Source organism: Bradyrhizobium sp. LMG 9283, assembly GCF_045571415.1.
Taxonomy (GTDB): domain Bacteria; phylum Pseudomonadota; class Alphaproteobacteria; order Rhizobiales; family Xanthobacteraceae; genus Bradyrhizobium.
The window spans coordinates 2176128-2199043 of the sequence record NZ_CP120691.1 but is presented as its reverse complement, the minus strand read 5'-3'; the positions used below and the strand labels follow the sequence as shown (position 1 = coordinate 2199043).

At 65.5% G+C, this 22916-nt stretch carries 16 protein-coding genes and 1 pseudogene; 10 read left to right on the top strand and 7 right to left on the bottom strand.

Features of this window, described 5'->3' with window-relative positions; genetic code table 11:
- Positions 1-72 precede the first annotated feature (72 nt).
- The 6 genes from P6U29_RS10170 to P6U29_RS10145 all read left to right on the top strand — a co-directional run bounded on the left by P6U29_RS10170 (position 73) and on the right by P6U29_RS10145 (position 6824).
- On the top strand, positions 73-954 hold the full coding sequence (locus tag P6U29_RS10170; protein WP_407117472.1) for a YgfZ/GcvT domain-containing protein: 882 nt from the start codon (positions 73-75) through the stop codon (positions 952-954).
- A complete protein-coding gene (locus P6U29_RS10165) occupies positions 951-1577 on the top strand; it encodes a DNA-3-methyladenine glycosylase I (protein ID WP_407117471.1) in 627 nt (208 codons plus the stop codon). The genes P6U29_RS10170 and P6U29_RS10165 overlap by 4 nt, the downstream gene beginning before the upstream one ends.
- Positions 1574-2188: a YfbR-like 5'-deoxynucleotidase gene (locus P6U29_RS10160; RefSeq protein WP_407117470.1), complete on the top strand. Its 615-nt coding sequence runs from the start codon at positions 1574-1576 to the stop codon at positions 2186-2188. Before P6U29_RS10165 ends, P6U29_RS10160 begins: the two co-directional genes overlap by 4 nt.
- Positions 2189-2329: 141 nt before the next feature.
- Positions 2330-2836: a tyrosine phosphatase family protein gene (locus tag P6U29_RS10155; RefSeq protein WP_407117469.1), complete on the top strand. Its 507-nt coding sequence runs from the start codon at positions 2330-2332 to the stop codon at positions 2834-2836.
- A 181-nt stretch (positions 2837-3017) separates the two neighbouring features.
- The gene (locus P6U29_RS10150; RefSeq protein WP_407117468.1) at positions 3018-3986 is read left to right on the top strand and encodes an NUDIX hydrolase; all 969 of its coding nucleotides are present in this window, start codon (positions 3018-3020) and stop codon (positions 3984-3986) included.
- 126 nt (positions 3987-4112) lie between these two features.
- Positions 4113-6824: a DUF2339 domain-containing protein gene (locus P6U29_RS10145; protein WP_407117467.1), complete on the top strand. Its 2712-nt coding sequence runs from the start codon at positions 4113-4115 to the stop codon at positions 6822-6824.
- A 65-nt stretch (positions 6825-6889) separates the two neighbouring features.
- Here the strand turns inward: P6U29_RS10145 and P6U29_RS10140 are convergent, their stop codons facing one another.
- The 5 genes from P6U29_RS10140 to P6U29_RS10120 all read right to left on the bottom strand — a co-directional run bounded on the left by P6U29_RS10140 (position 6890) and on the right by P6U29_RS10120 (position 12302).
- Positions 6890-8578: a methyl-accepting chemotaxis protein gene (locus P6U29_RS10140; RefSeq protein ID WP_407117466.1), complete on the bottom strand. Its 1689-nt coding sequence runs from the start codon at positions 8576-8578 to the stop codon at positions 6890-6892.
- A 331-nt stretch (positions 8579-8909) separates the two neighbouring features.
- Positions 8910-9155: a DUF6894 family protein gene (locus tag P6U29_RS10135; RefSeq protein WP_407117465.1), complete on the bottom strand. Its 246-nt coding sequence runs from the start codon at positions 9153-9155 to the stop codon at positions 8910-8912.
- Between the two features lie 164 nt (positions 9156-9319).
- Positions 9320-9907 (bottom strand): hypothetical protein, encoded by a 588-nt coding sequence (locus P6U29_RS10130; RefSeq protein ID WP_407117464.1) that lies wholly within the window; start codon positions 9905-9907, stop codon positions 9320-9322.
- A gap of 112 nt (positions 9908-10019) precedes the next feature.
- Positions 10020-11006, bottom strand: coding sequence for an MDR family oxidoreductase (locus tag P6U29_RS10125; RefSeq protein WP_407117463.1), 987 nt, complete (start codon positions 11004-11006; stop codon positions 10020-10022).
- A gap of 42 nt (positions 11007-11048) precedes the next feature.
- Entirely contained in the window at positions 11049-12302 is a 1254-nt protein-coding gene (locus tag P6U29_RS10120) for an MFS transporter (RefSeq protein WP_407117462.1), read from the bottom strand.
- A gap of 338 nt (positions 12303-12640) precedes the next feature.
- Between P6U29_RS10120 and nadA the strand changes: the two genes are divergently transcribed.
- From nadA to nadC, 3 genes are all read left to right on the top strand, one after another.
- Positions 12641-13747 carry a quinolinate synthase NadA gene (gene nadA / locus P6U29_RS10115; RefSeq protein ID WP_407117461.1) on the top strand — a complete coding sequence of 369 codons (1107 nt, stop codon included), beginning with the start codon at positions 12641-12643 and terminating at the stop codon, positions 13745-13747.
- Positions 13748-13927: 180 nt separating this feature from the next.
- A complete protein-coding gene (locus tag P6U29_RS10110; protein WP_407117460.1) occupies positions 13928-15538 on the top strand; it encodes an L-aspartate oxidase in 1611 nt (536 codons plus the stop codon).
- Positions 15539-15547: 9 nt separating this feature from the next.
- Entirely contained in the window at positions 15548-16426 is an 879-nt protein-coding gene (gene nadC / locus P6U29_RS10105; RefSeq protein WP_407117458.1) for a carboxylating nicotinate-nucleotide diphosphorylase, read from the top strand.
- A 167-nt stretch (positions 16427-16593) separates the two neighbouring features.
- Here nadC and P6U29_RS10100 read toward each other — a convergent pair whose 3' ends face one another.
- Positions 16594-18042 carry a cell wall hydrolase gene (locus tag P6U29_RS10100; protein WP_407117457.1) on the bottom strand — a complete coding sequence of 483 codons (1449 nt, stop codon included), beginning with the start codon at positions 18040-18042 and terminating at the stop codon, positions 16594-16596.
- A gap of 408 nt (positions 18043-18450) precedes the next feature.
- Between P6U29_RS10100 and P6U29_RS10095 the strand changes: the two are divergent.
- Positions 18451-19621, top strand: a pseudogene (locus tag P6U29_RS10095) (IS481 family transposase).
- Positions 19622-19955: 334 nt separating this feature from the next.
- Here the strand turns inward: P6U29_RS10095 and ppdK are convergent.
- Positions 19956-22883, bottom strand: a complete 2928-nt coding sequence (gene ppdK / locus P6U29_RS10090; RefSeq protein ID WP_407117456.1) for a pyruvate, phosphate dikinase — start codon at positions 22881-22883, stop codon at positions 19956-19958.
- Positions 22884-22916: the final 33 nt, after the last annotated feature.

Below are 22916 nucleotides of genomic sequence, written 5' to 3'. Positions count from 1 at the left end.
AGGGCTCAAGGTCTTGTCGTTTATGCGTTGCGGGCTTACGTTCCGGAGCAACATGTCGCAAGAGATTTTCGCATGAAATCGGCGTTTCTTCCCGACCGGGGCGTGGTCAAGGTCGCGGGTGAGGATGCGCGCAACTTCCTCAACGGCCTGGTCACGACCGACGTCGATAGGCTGAAACCTGGCCTGGGGCGATTCGGCGCGCTGCTGACGCCGCAGGGCAAGATCATCGTGGACTTCCTGATCACGGAGGCGCCCGCGGGTCACGGCGGCGGGTTCCTCATCGACTGCCCGAAAGCGCTGGCGGACACCCTCGCCACCAAGCTGAAGTTCTACAAATTGCGCGCCAAGGTCACGGTGGACAACCTTTCCGGCGATCTCGGCGTGCTCGCGGCCTGGGACGGCCAACCCGCGGTCCAGCCCGACCTTGCCTTCGCCGATCCGCGGAACGACGGGCTCGGCACCCGCATCCTGATCCCGGAAGATCTCAAGCAGAAGCTGTCCGACCTCATCGGCGCCGAGCTGGTCGATGCGACCGAGTACGAGGCGCACCGCATCGCGCTCGGCGTGCCGCGCGGCGGGCTTGATTTCATGTACAGCGATGCGTTCCCGCATGAGACCAACATGGATCGACTTGCCGGCGTCGATTTCGACAAGGGCTGCTATGTCGGCCAGGAGGTCGTCTCGCGCATGCAGCATCGCGGCACCGCGCGCACCCGCAGCGTCAAGGTGCTGCTCGACGGTCCTTCACCCGAAATCGGCGCGACCATTCTCGCCGGCGACAAGCCCGTCGGCACGATCGGCTCGACGGCCGGCGGCAAGGGCATTGCCCTGGTGCGGATCGACCGCGTCGCCGATGCGCTCGACGCGGGCCAGCCGCTCACCGCTGGGGGGCTGGCTTTGACGCTCGCTGAACCGGACGCCGTTCGAATTCCAGCCAAGCAGCCCATCGCATGAGCCGCGCTCCCCGTCTGCATCCCGATGGTCTGACCCGCTGCCCCTGGCCGGGCGAAGATCCGCTTTATGTCGCCTATCACGACACCGAATGGGGCGTGCCGGAATATGACGACCGCGCGCTGTACGAGAAGCTGATCCTCGACGGCTTCCAGGCCGGCCTGTCCTGGATCACGATCCTGCGCAAGCGCGACCATTTCCGCAAAGCCTTCGACGATTTCCAGCCGGAGAAGATCGCGCGCTACAACGCCAAGAAGATTCAGGCGCTGATGAATGATGCGGGCATCGTGCGCAACAAGGCCAAGATCGAAGGCACGATCCTGAGCGCGAAGTCGTATCTCGACATCATGGAGAAGGGCCCGGGCTTCTCGAAGCTGCTGTGGGACTTCATGGACGGACAGCCCAAGGTCAACCAGTTCAAGACCACAGCGAGCGTGCCCGCCTCGACGCCGCTGTCGGTGCAGATCTCCAAGGAGCTGTCCTCGCGCGGCTTCAAATTCGTCGGCCCGACCATCGTCTATGCCTTCATGCAGGCGACCGGCATGGTCAACGACCACCTGGTCGACTGCCACTGTCACGCGACCTGCGGCAAGACGCAGCGCAAGCCGCGCCTCAAGGCCAGATGACGGCGAAGAAAGCAGCGCGCGACGAGGAGGCCCGCGCCTGGCAGCGCATGCTGTCGGGCCGGCGGCTCGATCTGCTCGATCCCTCTCCGCTCGACATCGAGATCGGCGACATCGCCCATGGGCTGGCGCGGGTGGCGCGCTGGAACGGGCAGACCCTTGGCGCGCACATCTTTTCGGTCGCGCAGCATACGTTGCTGGTGGAGACCGTGCTGCGTCACGAGATGCCACGTGTCGATCAGCGCGTGCGGCTCGCAGCCCTGCTGCACGATGCGCCGGAATATGTGATCGGCGACATGATCTCGCCGTTCAAGGCGGTGCTCGACGGTCATTACAAGGCGGTCGAGAAGCGGCTTCTCGGCGCCATCCATGTCCGCTTCGGCCTGCCGCCGGAGCTGCCGGAACAGATCACGCAAGCTATCAAGGCCGCCGATCGCGGCGCGGCCTATCTCGAGGCGACCGAGCTTGCCGGTTTCAGCGAGAGCGAGGCGAAGCGCCTGTTTGGCAAGGATCCCGGTCTCTCCGACAGCGTCCGGCGCGATTACCTCACGCCCTGGACCGCGGCGCGGGCGGAGAAGCAGTTTCTGGAGCGCTTTGGCGCGGTGTTCGCGTAGCATCATCCCTTCGTAGGGTGGGCAAAGCGGAAGCGTGCCCACCAAACTGGATGCGCGCAACTGCGACATCGTGGGCACGGCGCGATGCGCCTTTGCCCACCCTACAAGCACTCGCTATAATTGCCGGAAAAAAGGTCCGTCATGATCCACGTCTGTTCCCTCGCCGCGCTTCCCGAGACTGTCCGCAGCACAGGCGCCAGCCATGTGCTGACCGTGATGGCCAATGTCGAGCAGGTGGCCCGCCCGGTGTCGGTGCTCCCGGCCAACCACCTCAAAGTGTCGATGGATGACATCACCGAGGAGATGGACGGTTTCGTCGCACCATCGGAGACGCATATCGAGCAGGTGCTGAACTTCGTGCGCGGCTGGGACCGCAGCGCCCCGCTGGTGGTGCATTGCTATGCCGGTATCAGCCGCTCCACCGCGAGCGCGTTCGCAGCCGTATGCGCGCTCAATCCGAATCGCGACGAGATCGAGATCGCCAGGAAGATTCGCGCGGCCTCCCCTATCGCCTCGCCCAACCGGCGCATCGTCAGCCTCGCCGATCGTGCCCTCGGGCGCAACGGCCGCATGCTGCGCGCGCTCGACGAGATGGGCCCCGGCGCGATGATGGTGGAGGGCCGCCCCTTCGTGATCGAGCTCGAATGAGAAGACCGTCGAATAACAGCCCCGACGGGACTGCGACCCCTCTCCCGCTTGCGGGAGAGGGTTGGGGAGAGCGTGTCTCCGCAAGCGAGAATCCCCGTGTGGATGGAGCCCTCACCCGCCGCGCTCTTCGAGCGCGTCGACCTCTCCCGCAAGCGGGAGAGGTGAACGACATGACGGCCGCATGAGCGACATGCTGCTGACGCCGATCGAGATTGGCCTCACCGCCGCGATCGTCGCGATCGAGGATCACGAGCCATTGATCCTGACCGCACGCGGTGCTGACGGGCTTGCCGGCCTGCCGTTCGGTCCGTTCGACGCGGTGAGCCATCGCACCTTCGAGATCGGCCTGCGCGCCTGGGTCGAGCAACAGGCGGGCCTGCGGCTCGGCTATGTCGAGCAGCTCTACACCTTCGGCGACCGCGGCCGTCACGCCGAAGCCGGCGACACTGGCGCGCACATGGTGTCGATCGGCTATCTCGCGCTGACGCGCCCTGTGGACGGCGAGCTCGCAGCAAACGCGGCGAGCTTCGCGCCGTGGTACCGCTTCTTCCCCTGGGAAGACTGGCGCGAGCAGCCGCCAGAGATCATCGCCCGCGATATCATCCCGGCGCTGACGAAATGGGCCGAGGAGGAGACGCCGGAGACGACACGCGCGCTGCCGCGGAAGGACCGCGTGCGGTTCTATTTCGGTCTCGACGGCGCGCCCTGGGACGAGGAGCGCGTGCTCGACCGATACGAGCTCTTGTACGAGGCCGGGCTGATCGAGGAGGCGCGGCGCGACGGCCGTCCTGCCGCATTGGCGCGCAAGACGCTTCCTCCGCTCGGGACCTCGATGCGGTTCGACCACCGCCGGATTCTCGCCACGGCGATCGCGCGGCTGCGGGCAAAGCTGAAGTATCGTCCCGTCGTCTTTGAACTTTTGCCAGCTGAATTCACACTTACCGAATTGCAGCATACGGTGGAGGCGATCTCCGGCCGGCATCTGCACAAGCAGAATTTCCGTCGTCTGGTCGAAATGGAAGCCCTGGTCGAACCGACCGGGGTGATGTCGACACAGACGGGCGGACGGCCGGCGGCGCTCTACCGCTTCCGCCGCGAGGTGCTCCAGGAGCGGCCCGCGCCGGGCTTGCGCGTGCGCTCCCGGCGCTAGAGCATGATCCGGACCCGGAGGGCCGCGTTAGCGCAAAGTGCGTAGCGGTTTTCCGGTAAGATCATGCTCAAGAACTAAGACCCTGATATTTGTGGTACCGCTGCCCGCCGGTTGCCTGGAGGCTTCATGTTCGACGGCCCGTTCGACGTCTTTGCGCTGATCATTGCGATCATCGCCTTCCTGATCGCGATCAAGGCGTCCAGCCAGGCGACCGAGCTGCGCCGCCGGCTGAACTTGCTCGAAGAGAAGTTTTATGCGCTGCGGCCTCTGCAACCGCCGCCGCTGACGCCTGCGCAGATGCAGGCTGAAGCGCCCGCGACGACGACAGCCGCTGAGCCGCCGCCGCTTGCGCCGGAAACCGAAACGACGCCGCCTGCGCCAATCACCGAAGAGATATCACCGCCCCCGCTTGAACCGAGCACGGGCGCCGACGCGCCGCCTCCGGTACCGGAAGCGGCGCCCGGATTCGAGGAGCGCCTCGGCACGCGCTGGGTGGTGTGGATCGGCGGACTTGCGCTCGCGCTCGGCGGCTTCTTCATGGTGCGCTATTCGATCGAGGCCGGCCTTCTCGGCCCGGGCGTGCGCGTGTTGCTCGGCGGCCTGTTCGCAGCGGCTCTGCTGGGCGCCGGCGAATGGACCCGGCGCAAGGAGAGCATCTCCACCATCCAGGCGCTGCCGATCGCCAACATCCCCGCGATCCTCACCGCAGCCGGCACGGCAGTGGCGTTCGCCACGATCTACGCGGCCTACGCGCTCTACGGCTTCCTCGTGCCTGCGACGGCCTTCGTGCTGCTCGGCATCGTTGCGATGGGTACGCTGGCCGCAGCGCTGCTGCACGGCCCTGCGCTCGCCGGCCTCGGCGTGGTCGGCGCGTTCGTGACGCCGGTTCTCGTCTCCAGCGTGAAGCCGGACTATTGGGCGCTCTACATCTATCTTGCGATCGTGACCGCCGCGAGTTTTGGTCTCGCCCGCATCCGGCTGTGGCGCTGGCTTGCCGTCACGACCATCGTCTTCGCCGTGCTCTGGATCTTCCCGGGTCTCGACACGGAAGAGTTGCAGGTCGCGCCGCACGTCTTCCATATCATCGCGGGCTTCATGCTGGCCGCGCTGCTCGTCGTCTGCGGCTTCATGTTCGGACCCAGCTTCGAGGACGGCGAGATCGAGCCGGTCTCGTCGGGCGCGCTCGGTGCCTATCTGTTCGGCGCGATGCTGGTCGTGCTATCGAGCGCGCATGCCGATCTCGCGTTGATCGCCTTCACGCTTCTCGTCGGGGGTACGCTGTTCGTCGCCTGGCGTGCGGCGGCGGCCACGGGTGCCCTCGGGGCGGCCGCGGCGGCCGTCTTCATCGTGTTCGCCGAATGGGCGGTGCGCGCCAATCCTGACATGCTGGTCTTGCCCGGCGGCCCCATGCCCGGCGTCGGACCGACCGCGACCGACAGCGCGGTGACGCTGCATCTGGTGACGGCCGCAATCTTCGCCGCCGGCTTCGGCATCTTGGGCTTCCTGGCGCAAGGCCGCTCGAACTCGGCGATCATCCCGGTGGTGTGGTCCGCATCAGCAGTCGCGACACCGATTGCGATCCTGGTCGCGCTCTACGCGCGTATCGCTCATCTCGACCGCTCGATCCCGTTTGCAATTCTTGCGGTACTGCTCGCCGCCGCGTTCGGCGCGGCGACCGAAGCGCTCACGCGCCGCGAGACCCGGCCGGGCATCGCGATCTCCACAGCCCTGTTCGCGACCGGCACGCTCGGCGCAATGGCGCTGGCGCTGACCTTCGCGCTGGAGAAGGGCTGGCTGACGATCGCACTGGCGCTGATGTCGCTCGGCACGGCCTGGATCTCGATGCAGCGGCCGATTCCGTTCCTGCGCTGGCTCGCCGCCATCTTCGCGGGGCTCGTTACCGCACGCATCGTCTACGATCCGCGCATCGTCGGCGATGCCGTCGGCACCACACCGATCCTGAACTGGCTGCTGTGGGGCTACGGCCTGCCGGCACTTTCGTTCTGGGCCGCGAGCATCTTCCTGCGCCGCCGCGCCGACGATGCGCCGCTGCGCATGGTCGAGACCGCCGCGATCCTGTTCACTGCACTGCTCGCCTTCATGGAGATCCGGCACTTTGCAACCGGCGGCCGCATGACGGTGGCGCCCTCGCTGCTCGAGTTCGCGCTGCAAGCCTGCGTCACTCTCGCGATGGCGATCGGGCTGGAGCGCTTGCGGCTGCGCAGCCGCAGCATCGTGCACAATGTCGGCGCAGTCGTGCTGACGGCGATCGCGGGGCTTGTCAGCGTGTTCGGCCTCTTGATCCTGGAGAATCCACTGCTGCTCTCCAGCGTCAATGTCGGCGGCCTCGTGTTCAATCTGCTGCTGCTCGGCTATGCGTTGCCGGCCGTGCTCATGCTGCTGCTCTCCTACGCAGTGGCGGGACATCGCCCTGTCGCATACGCCAACATGATTGCCGGTGGCGCCCTGGTGTTCGCGCTCGCCTATGTGACGCTGGAGATCCGGCGCTTCTATCACGGCCCGGTGCTGCTCTACGGCGGCACCACGGGCGCCGAGCAATACACCTATTCGATCGGCTGGCTCGGCTTCGGCGTGGTGCTGCTCGGCGTCGGCATCCTCGTCAACTCCGAGCGTGCGCGCCTGGCCTCGGCCGCAGTGATCGCGCTGACGATCCTCAAGGCCTTCGTTATCGACATGTCGACGCTGACCGGCGTCTATCGCGCCCTGTCGTTCATGTGCCTCGGCGTCGTGCTGGTCGCGATCGGCTGGCTGTACCAGCGCATCCTGTTCCGGCGGCAGGTCACACCGCCGCCGGTGGCGCCGCAGACGGGCACGTAGCCTCTCGCTAGGTGTTCACCTCTCCCTACGGGAGAGGTGAACCACGACTTCCGCTTGCGCCGCTTTCAAGCCACGCGGACCGATTCCAGGAACTGCGCGACTTCGACCTTCAGGCGGGTGCTGTCGGTCGCCAGCGACTTCGCCGCCGACAGCACTTCGCTCGAGGCCGAGCCGGTCTCGATCGCGCCGCGCTGCACGTTGGTGATGTTGGACGACACTTCCTGCGTGCCGAGCGAGGCCTGCTGAACGTTGCGCGAAATCTCCTGCGTGGCCGCGCCCTGCTCCTCGACCGCGGCAGCGATGGCCGCGGACACCTCCGACAGCCGCTCGATGGTGCCGCCGATCTCCTGGATGGCGCTGACGGATTCCTGCGTCGCGGCCTGGATGCCCGAAACCTGCGCCCCGATTTCGCCGGTCGCTTTCGCGGTCTGCTCGGCCAGTGCCTTGACTTCGGAGGCGACGACGGCAAAGCCGCGGCCGGCTTCGCCCGCGCGCGCCGCCTCGATGGTCGCGTTCAGCGCGAGCAGGTTGGTCTGGCCTGCGATAGTGTTGATGAGCTCGACGACGTCGCCGATGCGGGCGGCCGCCTGCGACAACGCGTTGACGCGCTCGTTGGTCCGCGCCGCCTGCTCGACGGCTTCCGCAGCCATCCGCGCCGAATCCTGCACACGGCGGCTGATCTCGGTGATAGAGGACGACAGCTCCTCGGAAGCGGACGCCACCGCCTGGACGTTGGTGGAAGCTTCCTCGGACGCGGCCGCAACGACGGTTGCGAGCTCCTGGCCGCGCTGCGCCGTGCCGCTCAGCGTGGCCGCGGACGCCTCGAGCTCGGTCGAGGCCGATGACACGGTCTCGACGACCTCGCCGATCATGGTCTCGAAATTGCGGGTGATGGCATCGACGCGGCGGCTGCGCTCGATCTTGGCCTCGGCGTCGCGCGCCGCCGCCTCGTCCGCAGCCTTTTTGGCGATCAGCGCCTCCTTGAAGATCTGGAGCGCATCCGCCATCGAGCCGATCTCGGTCTTCTCGCCGCGATGCGGCACCTCGGCCGAGAGGTCGCCCTCGCCGAGCGACTGCATCGGGCGAATGATCGAGGCGATGCCGCGCGAGACATCGCGCACGAGGTAGTAGGCGGCGCCGATCGCGATCACGACGGCCGCAACGATGATGCCGACCAGCACGCGGAAAACGGTGGCATAGCTGTCGGCCGCCTGCTTCGTTTCCAGCTCGGCACCCCTGTTGTTGAGCTCGATGCCCCTCTGCAGCAGAGGATCGGCGGCCTGCGCCATCTTCGCGACCTTGGTCTGCAACAGCTCGTTGGCATCGGTCGGGAAGCGGCCGACGCCCTTGCGCGACAGCGCCATCACGTCCTGCACGCCATTCAGATACTCGGCCCAAGCCTTGCTCCATTGCTCATAGAGCGAGCGCTCTTCGGCGACCGTGATCAGCGGCTCGTAGACCTTGCGGGTCTTTTCAATGCGCTCGCGCAACGATGCCAGACGCTTCTCGGCGGCCTCCTTGCCTTCGGCAGTATCCTGCATCAGGTGCAGACGCAGTGCGACGCGCAGCTCGTTGATGTCGGCGCGCATCGAGCCGAGCGCACGAACGCTCGGCAGCCAGCTCTCTGCAATCTCGACCGTATGGGCGTTGATGTTCTGCATCGTCCCGATCGCCATCACGCCGACGCCGGCGAGCGAGAGCACGAGGACCGACAGCACGGCCAGCAGCTTAAAGACGATCGACAACTTCGACATCACACAAATCCCGATGGTAACCGGCAACGCGCACATCACTTGCGCCGCAGCGTCACGACGGATGACTGGGCGAAGGTCAGTTCAACAATGCTGGCTGATTCTTCTCTCGTGAAGATTGCGCCCATATTCGCAAGCAGGCGTTAACATGATCCTTCGTATAACTACGGGGCGGGCTCGGCGTCCCCTCCGCGCGTTGCAACCGCACAGACATTTGCTGCTGCGACGCGAAGAGCGCGATCCTGGCGCATTGCAGCATCCGAATCGGAATGACGGTCGCGACGCAAAGGGAAATGATCCCGTCATCGTTGCAAATTGCAGCTTCAAGTCGGATCTAGGACGCCTTGCATCCGACGGCCTCACCGACGAGGCTGATTCGAAAGACCGGCTCCTTGTTCTCGTCGAGCAGCTCCATGCACCACTCGGCGTTCGGCTTCAGGCTACGCGCGATGCCGCCGAGCAGATTGGCGCACACCTCGGTCATCTCGGTCCAGGCGGCCGCGCGATCCTCGAACTCGTACGGCAGGTCGGCGGCGCCGGAATAGCGGCCGGTGCTGATGCGGAAGAAATACAGCGACATCGTTGAACCCTTGCGTGGGACCGCCCCCCGGCCGCACGCCAAACTGAAACGCGAACAGCTACCAACGCATGAAGGCCGCCGTCCGTATGACTACGGCACGGCGGCTTCGTGTTCGATGGACGTCTTCGACGACAAGATGCGCGGATTGTTCCGCACAGGCCAGCTCACTGGGTCGACCGGCGCAGCTCCAGCGGGCCCTCGCTCTTCGCTGGCTCGGACTTCACCGGCTCGAGCCGGCTGCTCTCGACAGGCGGCGTCTCGACGCGCGCCGCAACCTCGGTGTTCGATGCGCCGACCGAGCCGGTGCGCTCAGCGGAGCGCAGCGAGCGTGGCCGCGCCGCAGCCCGCGCCATCAGCATCTGATTGCCGCCCTGGTGATGGAAGTCGCAATAGGCGAAGCCCATGCCCGACACCGAGCCGCGGAAGCTGCGTTCATCGGTCTTTTCAAGGTTGAAGCAGGGCTCGAACGGTATGCCCTTGATCGAGGCGCAGACATTCTGGCCGCGGATTTGGAGGGTATTGCCGGGGAGTCTGAGATGCTTGACCGGGCCTGAGCCCGAGAACTGCACCGCACCGGCGGCGCCGAGATCGTCGAGGATGCGGCCTGCACCGCGGGTGCCGTCGAAACAGGTGAAGGCAAACACTTTGCCGGCCACGAAGCGGCGCGCCTCGTCGGCGTTCATGCTTCCGGCAATGGCCGGCGCAAACGTTGCTGCCGCCGTGACAGCCCCCAACACAATACGCGCAAGCATGCTCAACTCCGAACCAACCCCGCAGCGGGCGATGCCTTATCTCTTTACCCGCTGCTTACCATACTAACCAAGGCAACATTGAAGCAGCTTGGTTGGTAAAGTCTGAACGCCGTTAGACAATTTTTACCACAACGCGGCCGCGGACCTGGCCGGCCAGGATTTTGGCACCCCATCGGGGGACCTCGCCGAGCGAAATTTCCTGAGTGATTTCAGACAGTTTTGTCCGATCGAGATCGGAGGCCAAACGCTGCCAGGCGGCTTTCCTGGCCGGAAGCGGGCACATCACGGAATCGATGCCGAGAAGGCACACTCCGCGCAAAATGAAAGGCGCGACAGAGGACGGCAGGTCCATGCCGGCCGCCAGGCCACAGGCGGCGATCGCGCCACCATATTTCGTCATCGACAGGAGATTCGCCAGCGTGGTCGAGCCGACGCTGTCGACACCGCCCGCCCAGCGCTCCTTGGCGAGGGGTTTTGCCGGTGCCGACAATTCGTTGCGGTCGATGACCTCAGCAGCACCGAGGTGCTTGAGGTAGTCGGCTTCGGCCGCGCGGCCGGTCGAGGCGATAACGTGGTAGCCGAGCTTGGACAGCACGGCGGTCGCGACCGAGCCGACGCCGCCGGCTGCGCCCGTTACCACCACGGGGCCGCTCTTCGGCGACAGACCGTGCTTCTCGAGTGCCAGCACCGAGAGCATCGCGGTGAAGCCAGCGGTGCCGATCGCCATGGCGTCACGGGCCGACAGGCCCTGCGGCAGGGCGACGAGCCAGTCGCCTTTCACTCGCGCCTTCTCGGCATAGGCGCCGAGATGCGTCTCGCCCATGCCCCAGCCGGTGCAGACGACCTTGTCGCCCGCCTTCCACTGCGGATGCGAGGAGGCCTCCACCGTGCCGGCAAAGTCGATGCCGGCGATCATCGGGAAGCGGCGCACCACCGGGGCCTTGCCGGTGAGCGCAAGGCCATCCTTGTAGTTCAAGGTCGACCATTCGACTCGGACGGTGACGTCGCCCTCCATCAGCTCGGTTTCGTCGAACTGCGCGAGCTGCGCGGTGGTGCCCTTGTCCGCCTTGTCGATCCGGATCGCCTTGAATGTGGCCACGACTGAACTCCCTGACTTTGTTTATCGGGGATGTTTAGCCGATCAGGCCGGCTGCGCAACCGCCCGTGCGACGGGTTTCTCCACGATCGGAAGGTTGATCAGCGCCGAGAGCACGCCGAAGAGGATCGAGAGCCACCAGATCGGCGTGTAGGAACCGAAGCGCTCGAACACGATGCCCCCGAGCCAGACGCCGAGGAAGCCGCCGACCTGATGGCTGACGAAGGCGAAGCCGTAGAGCGTCGCGAGCCAGCGCGTACCGAACATCAGCGCCACCAGAGCCGAGGTCGGCGGCACCGTCGACAGCCAGGTCAGGCCGGAGATGGCGCCGAACGCGATCGCCGAGAACGGCGTGATCGGGAAGGAGATGAAGGCGAGGGTAGCCAGCGCGCGGGTGAAGTAGATGGTCGATAGGATGTAGCGCTTGGGCAGATAGTTTTGCAGATAGCCGACGCTGAGCGAACCGATGATGTTGAACAGGCCGATTGCCGCGATCACCCAGCCGCCGGTCTGTGTGGAAATACCGCGATCGACCAGGAAAGCCGGCAGATGCACGGTGATGAAAGCGAGCTGAAAGCCGCAGGTGAAGAAGCCGAGCACCAGAAGCACGTAGGAGCGGTGGCCGAAGGCTTCGGCCAGCGCCTTGGTGAAGGTCTGCTCATCCGCCGGCGTCGCGTTTGCCGTATTTGCGACCGGAGGCGTCGAGAGCGCCAGCGACAACGGAATGATCAGCAGCATCAGGAAGCCGAACACGGAGAGCGCCTGCTGCCAGCCGAAATTATCGATCAACGCAACGCCGATCGGCGCGAACAGGAACTGCCCGAACGATCCCGCCGCCGTGCCGGCACCGAGCGCAAGGCCGCGCTTCTCGGCCGGCAAGAGCTTGCTGAACGCCGACAGCACCAGGTTGAACGAGCAGCCGGCGAGGCCAAAGCCGATCATGACGCCCGCGCCGATGTCGAGCGACAGCGGCGTCGAGGAGTAGCGCATCAAGAGCAGGCCGCCGGCATAGAGCAACGCGCCGATGCACATCACCCGGAACAGGCCGAAGCGATCCGCGACCGCACCGGCGAACGGCTGGCCCAGCCCCCACAACAGATTCTGCACGGCGATGGCGAGGCCAAACACGTCGCGGCCCCAGCTGAACTCGTGGCTCATCGGCTGCACGAAGAAGCCGAGCGCCGAGCGTGGTCCGAAGCCGAGCATGCCGATCGCACAACCGCAAAGGATGATGACGGCCGGGGTACGCCAATTGGAGGAACGTGAGACCGGAGCGAGCTCGCCGATCTGTGTCGACATGGTTGTCCTCGTCTGTCGTTGGCGGATCCGCAAATCAGCAGCCGCGGGACAGCCCGTTTAATGCATCTGCATGAAAATCCCAAGTGAAAAACGGTTGCATTCCACGAGGAGCTGCCGCGGGAGCATTGCGTTTCAACGCGGCCTCGCCTGGCGGACCCGTCGCGAATTGACGGGAATGTGTGCGACAGGACCTAGCGGTCCGCAGCGGAGCGTGCTATCCTCGATTTACTCATATTGAGCATATTAGGGTAATATCGAGTTCGAACCGGCCTCTCGGCCGGATTTCTCGGGCCCTACATATTCTCAATTCGAGCATAATAACCCCATGGGAGGCTTCAATGCCGATCACTGGAATTTACGGCCCCGACGATTTTGCCAACCGGCCGCAGGGTCAGCCCATCACCTCTCCCCGCGCCACGCACGTGCCCACGGGACCGAAATTGCCACTGCCGTCATTGGAATGGACGCCGGCGGTCGAACGCGCCACCGCACCGCTCTACGACCGCGTGAAGCACGTGATCCCCCCGATCGAATGGCCGCTGATGGCGCCAACCATCAACGCGATCAACCAGCTGAAGCGCGCGCGGGGCGCGGTCATCCTCGCCCACAACTACCAGGCCCCGGAGATCTTCCACTGTGTGGCCGATATCGGTGGCGACTCGCTCCAGCTCGCGGTCGAAGCCACCAAGGTGAAGGCAGACATCATCGTCCAGTGCGGCGTGCACTTCATGGCGGAAACCTCGAAGCTGCTCAATCCGGACAAGACCGTTTTGATCCCGGATTCGCGCGCTGGCTGCTCGCTTGCCGCCAGCATCACCGGCGCGGACGTGCGGCTGCTCCGCGAAAAATTTCCCGGCGTGCCCGTCGTTGCCTATGTCAACACCTCGGCAGAGGTGAAGGCCGAGGTCGATATCTGCTGCACGTCTTCGAACGCGGTGCAGGTGGTCGAGAGCCTGAATGCGCCGACCGTGATCTTTCTGCCCGACCGCTATCTCGCGACCTACGTCGCCTCGAAGACCGACGTGAAGATCATCGCCTGGAAAGGCGCCTGCGAGGTGCATGAACGCTTCACGGGCGAGGAGCTGCGGAGCTTTCGCGACGCCGATCCGTCGGTGCAGATCATCGCGCATCCCGAATGTCCGCCGGACGTGCTTGCGGAGGCCGACTTCACCGGCTCGACCGCGCACATGATCAACTGGGTGCGCGCGAAGCGGCCGCGCCGGCTCGTCATGATCACCGAATGCTCGATGGCCGACAATGTCCGCGCCGAGCTGCCTGATGTCGAGATGCTCCGCCCCTGCAATCTCTGCCCGCACATGAAGCGCATCACCCTCGCGAACATTCTGCAGAGTCTGCTGACGCTTCGCGAGGAGGTGACGATCGATCCCGCGCTTGCGGAGCGCGCACGGCGCTCGGTCGAGCGGATGATCAATCTGAAAAATTGAAGGAAGAACGCAGCAACACACACCGCTGTCGTCCCGGACTAGCGCAGCGCAGATCCGGGTCCCGACCACAGGACGATGTTTGGCGAAGAACAACGCTGCAGAGCTTCGCGCAGCAACTTCTGCCGCGGCGTATGGGTGCCTGCTTTCGCAGGGACGACGGCGGAGTGAATGGAGAAAACCATGACAACAAGCAATATCCACAACCTCACCCGCAGCACCGACGACGTCGTCATCGTCGGCGGCGGCCTTGCCGGACTGTTCTGCGCGCTGAAGCTCGCGCCGCGGCCTGTGACGTTGATCTCGGCGGCACCCCTCGGACAGGGCGCATCCTCCGCATGGGCACAAGGCGGCATCGCCGCAGCAGTGGCCGAAGGCGATACGCCGGAGGCACACGCCGCCGATACAATCGCGGTCGGCGGTGACCTTGTCGATGACGCCGTCGCACTCGGGATCGCGCGCGAGGCTGCATCGCGCATCCATGACCTTCTCGCCTATGGTGTGCCGTTCGATCGCGATCTCGACGGCAGGCTTGCCGTCGGACGGGAAGCTGCGCATTCCGCCCGTCGTATCGTGCATGTGCGCGGCGATGGGGCGGGCGCCGCGATCATCGCGGCCTTGAGCGATGCGGCGCATCGCACGCCCTCGATCCGCCTGATGGAAGGTTTTGTCGCCGAAGCACTGTTGACCGAGGACGGCGCGGTCACCGGCCTTCAATTGCGCGAGGCCGGCAAGCCCGCTGCAGCCCCAGTCGTGCTCGACTCGCGTACGGTCGTGCTGGCGACCGGCGGCCTCGGCCATCTCTACACCGTCACCACCAATCCGCCTGAAGCGAGCGGCTCGGGCCTTGCGATCGCGGCGCGCGCCGGCGCCGTGATCGCCGACCCTGAATTCGTTCAGTTCCACCCCACCGCCATCATGGTCGGCCGCGATCCGGCACCGCTCGCCACCGAAGCGCTGCGCGGCGAAGGCGCGACGCTGATCAACGGCAACGGCGAGCGATTCATGAGAGCGCGCCACCCGCTCGCCGAGCTCGCGCCGCGCGATATCGTGGCCCGCGGCGTGTTCGCCGAGATCGCGGCCGGACGCGGCGCCTTCCTCGATGCGCGGCAGGCGGTGGGCCCGCGCTTCGCCGACAAGTTTCCGACCGTGCATGCGAGCTGCATCGCAGCCGGCATTGATCCCGCAGCGCAACCGATTCCGATTGCGCCCGCCGCGCACTACCACATGGGCGGCATCGCGGTGGACGCGCGCGGCCGCAGCTCGATCGACGGGCTCTGGGCCGCCGGCGAAGTGTCCTCGACCGGCGCGCATGGCGCCAACCGGCTCGCCTCGAATTCGCTGCTCGAAGCTGTCGTCTATGCCGCCCGCATTGCCGACGACATCGCCGGCCGCATGGTGCCCTCGCTCGCCCGCCGACCAGACGCATTGGTGACGCCGCGCGCAGGCACGCTGGATGCTGCAGCGGTGAAGCGGCTGCGCGCGATGATGAGCGCGCATGTCGGCGTGATCCGGGACGGCGACGGGCTTGCGCAAGCGGTGCGCCACTTCGCCACGCTCGAGCGCGAAGCTGGAAACATCGCTGTCCGCAACATGGCGACATCCGCCCTGCTCGTCGCCGCTGCGGCCTGGACGCGGCGCGAGAGCCGCGGTGCGCATTTCCGTTCGGATCATCCGACCGATAACCTCGCGCTGGCGCAGAGAACGATGACCACGCTCGCCGCAGCGCGCGAGGTCGCGGAGAGCCTGAACGAGCGTCCACGGTCACGCATTGCGCACTCCATGATCGCCTGAAGGAGACCCATGATCACCCCGAACTCACTGCTCTATTCCGATGCCTTTCTCTCTCCGCTCGCGATCGACGCGGCCGTTCAGCGCGCGCTCGACGAGGACCTCGGCCGCGCCGGCGACATCACCTCGCTTGCGACGATCCCGGAAGCGACGAGGGCGCAAGCGATCCTCGTCGCGCGGCAGTCCGGCGTGATCGCCGGGCTGCCGCTGGCGCTTGCAACCTTGCAGAAGCTGTCGCCCGACATCAAGGTGCACGCACATGTCCGCGATGCCGCGCGAGTTGCTGGCGGCCAACATGTGCTGACGATCTCGGGTCCCGCGCGCGCCATTCTCACGGCGGAGCGAACCGCGCTGAATTTCGTCGGCCGCCTGTCGGGCATAGCCACGCTCACGGCGAACTATGTCGCGCGCACCGAAGGCACCGGGATGCGCATCTGCTGCACGCGCAAGACCACACCGGGATTGCGCGCGCTGGAGAAATATGCGGTGCGCTGCGGCGGCGGCTTCAACCATCGCTTCGGGCTCGACGATGCCATCCTGATCAAGGACAACCACATCGCGGTCGCCGGCGGCATCCGTCCGGTGCTGGAGCGCGCCCGCGCCCACGCGGGCCATCTCGTCAAAATCGAGATCGAGGTGGATACGCTGATCCAGCTACGCGAGGTGCTGGACACAGGAATGGCTGACGCCGTGCTGCTCGACAATATGGACCTTGCGATGTTGCGCGAGGCTGTCAGGATCAACGGGGGCCGTCTCAAGCTGGAGGCGTCGGGCGGTGTCACGCTGGAGTCGATTGCGGCGATCGCGGCGACCGGGGTCGACTACGCGTCGGCGGGTGCACTGACGCACTCGGCACCGAACTTCGACTGCGCGCTGGATATCGAGGCGTGAGCGTTAGTCGCAGGCGGGCTTCACCTCTCCGCTTGCGGGAGAGGTCGGCGAAGCGCCGGGTGAGGGCTCTTTCCTCTAGGGGATTGTCCCGTTGCGGAGACACCCTCTCCCCGGCCCTCCCCCGCAAGCGGGGGAAGGAGCGCACCTTCAATGCTGCAACTGATGACCTACCGCCGCTCGCCCATTTCGGACGAGCTCTTGGCTTCCTGCGCGAGTTCAGCCGAGAGTGCGGCGGTCTGGGCCGGGGTGCCCCAGCTTGGTTCCTCGCTGCCGTCGCCCCAATTGCGCGGCCGATAGAAGGTGTGCACGCCGGTCTTGTACATCTTCTTCATCTCGGCGACCCAGGACGGGCGGACCCAATAGGCGTGGTAATGCGTGGACTTGCCGACCTCCGGCAGCCAGATCTGGCCATCCAGCATCGCCTTCGAAATCTTCTTCGCGCGCTCCCACATTTCGGGCTCGCGGATCACGTCCGGATTGTTGTCGCAGGCAAAGGTGAACTGGCAGGCGAAATGGCGGTACTTGTTCTGGTAAACCACGCCGCACACGGTGTCGGGGTATTTGCCGGAGAACACGCGGTTCATCACCACCTGCGCCACCGCGATCTGGCCGCGCACGGCCTCGCCGCGCGATTCGAAATAGACGGCTTCGGCGAGACATTTTTCCGATTTCGCGCGCGACTTGTCGTCGAGCGCGAGCCGCTCCGCCGGCGATCTGCTGCGCTGGTTGTCAGTGTTGACCTCGCCCTTCGGCGCGACGCTCTCGCCGCTCTCAATGTCCTTGGCGATCCCCGCCGTCGGCGGGGTCAGCGAGGCCGTCACCTTCATGTCGGGGTCGGGAGTGACGATCAGCGGCTCAGCCCCGGGCTGCCAGCTCTCGATGGTCTCGAGATTGCCGCCAAGCGAGGAGCTGCCGAAGAACAGGCTTGAGGTCTTGACGCTGAACGGATCGCGCGCGGGCGCGGCCGGCGCCGTGGCCCGCTTCAGCGCTTCCAGCGGCTGCACCCCGAACGCGGGCGCCGCATCGCTGGCCTGCGGCGGATTGGAATATTGCGGCAGCGGCGGCGCGCGCAGTGCTTCCTGGAGCTCGGGGTCGAGCGCGGCCGCCGATTCCGGCGACATCGCCTGCGGCAATGCGGCGGTCTTGGCGCCGAACACCGAGCTGTTCGACGTCGCGGGATCTTGCTGTGCCGGTGCCGCCGCTGGCGCGACCGTCTCGGAAGGCTGCACCGGCGTGACGATTGCGAGGCGATCACCCTTCAGGGAGCGATCGACTTTGGGAAAGTCGGACGCCTGGTAGCGCGGCGGCGCCTGAAGTGCAGGATTGCGGCTGATCGCGCCGGTGAGTTCGCGGCCGTCGAGGCTCGCGAGCCGAACCATCGCGCTCTGCGGAGCGGAGGTGCCGATCGGGCGCGAGAAACTGTAGGTGGCGAGCTGGATCGAGGACGCCGCGGAGAACACCTGTTTCTGCCAACGCTCGGCGACGCCGGGTTGGCGCGCCAGCAGAGAGGCAATGTCCTGATAGCCGGTCTCTCTCGGCATCAATGCGAAGATGCAGAGACCGATACCGAAGGACGCGAACCGCGCGCCCTTCGGATGGTTACGCAACACTGACATCGATACGCTCACGCTACGCTTACGCTCGTCCGATCGAACTCAGTACATCCGTGCAATTCGATCTTTATCGTCAGTAATCAATTTAGGTTGCCGGGGCGTTAATCCGCGTTGCGCGAGCGGCACACGCAAGCGAACACAGGTGTTTTCACGGGGTGATGTGGCGCATTGGTAAATGCGGCCTCACGTGAAGCGGTAAACATCTGGTCAACGCGAATGGTGAAGGAACTCTTGACGGCGCGTATCATTACGGGATGTGGGATGAGTTCTCGTTGTTGCGTGAGGTGCCTCCACAACAACCGCTGTCATGCCCCGGCTTGATGTTTAGCCCGGACAGATCACTGACGGGTGTTCGGAGACATAGCTGACACATCAAGAATGGCTGGATTGGTCCGATTCGGGAGGCCGTCCATGCCGTGGAATGAGGTGTCAGTCATGGATCAGCGACGCGAGTTCGTTCGGCTTGCGATGCAGGAAGGGGCGAACCGGCGGGAGCTTTGCCGCCGGTTCGCCATCAGTCCTGATGTTGGCTACAAATGGTTGAGGCGCTGGCAGGCCGGCGATCGGGAGTTGGCCGATCAGTCTCGTCGTCCGAAGCGGATGCCCAAGCGGAGTGAGGCTTCGATCGAGACGCAGGTTCTCGGCGTGCGTGACAAGCATCCCGCCTGGGGCGCACGCAAGATCGCCCATTGCCTCAAGCGCAGTGGGCAGGTTGTGCCCGTGCCATCCACGGTCCACCGGATCCTGTGTCGGAACGACCGGATCAAACCGAGCGAGAATGCACCGCCAAATCCGGGGCACCGCTTCGAGAAGGACGCGCCCAACCTGCTGTGGCAGATGGACTTCAAGGGGCACCTGCCGCTCGCCAACGGAACGCGGTGCCATCCGCTAACGATCGTCGACGATCACTCGCGCTATGTTCTGAAGGCGTGCGCCGACGAGCAGCGTCTTACCGTGCAGGATCACCTGACGGCGACGTTCCGCTGCTATGGCTTGCCGGAAGCCTTCTACACCGACAACGGCTCACCTTGGGGCGACACGTCCGGCGTTCGTTGGACCGGGCTGAAGGTGTGGCTGCTCAAGCTTGGCGTCCGGGTGGTGCACGCCAGGCCATGTCACCCACAGGCCCGCGGCAAGAACGAACGCTTCCATCGCACCCTGAAGGCCGAGGTCTTCGCCATGCGCCGCTTCCGCACCCTTGCGGACGTCCAGCGTGCGCTCGACGCCTGGCGGCCCATCTACAATCTGGAGCGTCCGCACGAGGGCCTCGATATGCATGTCCCCGCCGATCGCTTCCGGCCGAGTGCTCGGGCCATGCCGGCTCGCGTTCCGAACGTCGAATACGACAGTGGCGAGATCGTGCGAAGGGTCTCATCGACAAGACCCTATATCTCCTTCAAGGGACGCTTCTGGAAGGTTCCCCAGGCCTTCGCCCGTGAACGCCTTGCTATTCGGCCCCTGAACCGCGACGGCCACTACGGAATCTTCTTCGCCAGCTGGCAGGTTGCATCGATCGACTTGACCAATGGCCAACCTTGTCAGTGATGTGTCCGAACGGGTGTCAGCTATGTCTCCGGACTAAACACTTGACCGGGGCATCCAATATTCCAGAGGCGCTGCGACTTATCACGTCTGCCGCGGCGTACTGGATCGCCCGGTCCCGGCTTCGCCAAGGCTACGCCGAGGCGGCCCGCCGAAGCCTTGGCGAAGGCGGCAAGCAGGGCGACGACAGTAGAGAGAGTGGAGAGCTCCTACCCCAAACGCGTCATTGCGAGCGCAGCGACGCAATCCAGAGTCTTGCCGCGGAGGGATTCTGGATTGCTGCGCTGCGCTCGCAATGACGGTGTGGCAGCGGCGCGGAAAATGAAAGAGGCGGGGTTTTGGCCCCGCCTCTCTCAACTCAATTGCGCTTCGCCTTACGCCTGGCTCGCGATCTCTTTCCCGAGCGCGGCTTGCGCGGCTGCGAGGCGGGCGATCGGCACGCGGTAGGGCGAGCAGGAGACGTAGTCGAGACCGATATGGTGACAGAAGGCGACGGAGGCGGGATCGCCGCCGTGCTCGCCGCAGATGCCGACCTTGAGCGATGCGCGGGTCTTGCGGCCGCGCGCGACGCCGATCTTGACGAGCTCGCCGACGCCTTCCTGATCCAGGGAGATGAAGGGATCGACCGAGAGAATGCCCTTCGCCACGTAGGGACCGAGGAAGCTCGCCGCGTCGTCACGGCTGATGCCGTAGGTCGTCTGGGTGAGATCGTTGGTGCCGAACGAGAAGAACTCGGCCGACTGCGCGATCTCGGCCGCGAGTAGACAGGCACGCGGCAACTCGATCATGGTGCCGACCTGATAGGCCAGCTTGGTGTTGGTGTCGCGCATCACCGCCTGTGCGGTCGCATCGATCCGCGCCTTGACGAGATCAAGCTCGGCCTTGGTCGCGATCAGCGGCACCATCACCTCAAGGCCGACGGCCTTGCCGGTGCGCTTTTGCGCCTCGACCGCCGCCTCGAAGATCGCGCGGGCCTGCATCTCGGCGATCTCCGGATAGGCGATCGCGATACGGCAGCCGCGGAAGCCGAGCATCGGATTGAACTCCGAGAGCTCACGGGCGCGGTCGGCCAGACGCCGCGGGTCGGTGTTCATGGCGCGCGCCACTTCCTCGACCTCGGCATGGGTGTGCGGCAGGAACTCGTGCAGCGGCGGGTCGAGCAGACGAATCGTGACGGGCAGGCCCTTCATGATCTCGAACAGCTCGACGAAGTCGGCGCGCTGCATGGGCAGCAGCTTTGCGAGCGCCGCGCGGCGCGACTGCTCGTCCTCGGAGAGGATCATCTCGCGCACCGTGCGGATGCGCGTCTCCTCGAAGAACATGTGCTCGGTGCGGCAGAGGCCGATGCCTTCGGCGCCGAACTTGATCGCGGTGCGCGCGTCATCAGGCGTGTCGCCATTGACGCGAACGCCGATCTTGCGCACCTGGTCGGCCCAATTCATCAGCGTGCCGAACTCGCCGGACAGCTCCGGCTCGATCATCGGCATGCGGCCGGCGAGCACCTGGCCGAGCGAGCCGTCGATGGTGATGACGTCGCCGGTCTTGAAGGTGCGCGAGCCGATGCTCATGGTGCCGCGGCCGTAATCGACGCGGATGGTGCCGCAGCCGGAGACGCAGGGCTTGCCCATGCCGCGCGCGACCACCGCCGCGTGCGAGGTCATGCCGCCGCGGGTGGTCAAAATGCCTTCGGCGGCATGCATGCCGTGGATGTCTTCGGGGCTGGTCTCGATGCGGACCAGAATCACCTTGCGCCCGTCGCCTTGAAGCTTGGCGGCCTCGTCCGAGGAGAACACGATCTCGCCGGAGGCCGCACCCGGGGACGCCGGCAGGCCGGTCGCGATCACGTCGCGCTTGGCGTTGGGATCGATGGTCGGATGCAAGAGCTGGTCGAGCGAAGCGGGATCGATCCGCGTAACCGCTTCCTTCTTGGAGATCAGACCCTCATTGGCGAGCTCGACGGCGATGCGCAGCGCCGCCTTGGCGGTGCGCTTGCCGCCGCGGGTCTGGAGCATCCAGAGCTTGCCCTGCTCGACCGTGAACTCCATGTCCTGCATGTCGCGATAGTGCTTCTCGAGCAGCGTGTAGATCCGCGTCAGCTCCTTGAAGGCCTCCGGCATCGCCGATTCCATCGACGCCTTGTCGGAGCCCGATTCTTTCCGCGCCTCCTCGGTGATGTCCTGCGGCGTGCGGATGCCCGCCACCACGTCCTCGCCTTGCGCGTTGATCAGGAACTCGCCGTAGAGCTTGCTTTCGCCGGTCGAGGGGTTGCGGGTGAAGGCAACGCCGGTGGCCGAGGTCTCGCCCATGTTGCCGAACACCATGGCCTGCACGTTGACCGCAGTGCCCCAGGATTCCGGAATGTCGTGCAGCTTGCGGTAGGTCACCGCGCGCGCGTTCATCCAGGATGAAAACACCGCGCCGATCGCGCCCCAGAGCTGGTCGTGCGGATCCTGCGGGAATTCCTTGCCAATCTCGCGCGCGACCGCGTCCTTGTACTTGCCGACCAGCTCGACCCAGTCTTCCGCCGACAGATCGGTGTCGAGCGTGTAGCCCTGGCTGTCCTTGAAGGTGTCGAGGATTTCCTCGAAGTGATGATGCTCGAAGCCGAGCACCACGTCGGAATACATGGTGATGAAGCGGCGGTAGCTGTCATAGGCGAAGCGGCGGTCGCCCGACAGCTCGGCCAGCGCTTCCACGGTCTGGTCGTTGAGGCCGAGATTGAGCACGGTGTCCATCATGCCCGGCATCGAGGCGCGCGCGCCGGAGCGCACGGAGACGAGCAGCGGGTTCTTGGTGTCGCCGAACACCTTGCCGGTCAACTTGCCGACATAGTCCAGCGCCTTCTCAACCTGCGGCTTCAGCTCCTTCGGATAGGTCTTGTCGTGCTCGTAGAAATAGGTGCAGACCGAGGTCGGGATGGTGAAGCCGGGAGGCACCGGCAGGCCAAGATTGGCCATCTCGGCGAGGTTGGCGCCCTTGCCGCCGAGCAGGTCACGCATCTCCGAGCGGCCCTCGGCCTTACCGTCGCCGAACGTGAAGACCCATTTGCCGGCCTTCGCCGCGGCCGACGCCGCCTTGGCGGGCGCTGCCTTCTTCGGTGCAGGCTTCGCAGCGACTTTCGGCGCAGCCGCCTTGGTCACGGCCTTTGCGGCGGGCTTTGCTGCGGGCTTGGCAGCAGATTTGGCGACCGGCTTCGGCGCGCTCTTGGCCAGCGCCTTGCGGGCTGGCGGCGCGGCTTTCGCGACCGCGGAGGGCTTTGATTTCGCTGGCATTTTCTTGGGCTTCGAGGCGGCTTTGGCCATAGCTTGCACACAACCTGCGAGAGGAATGGGAAA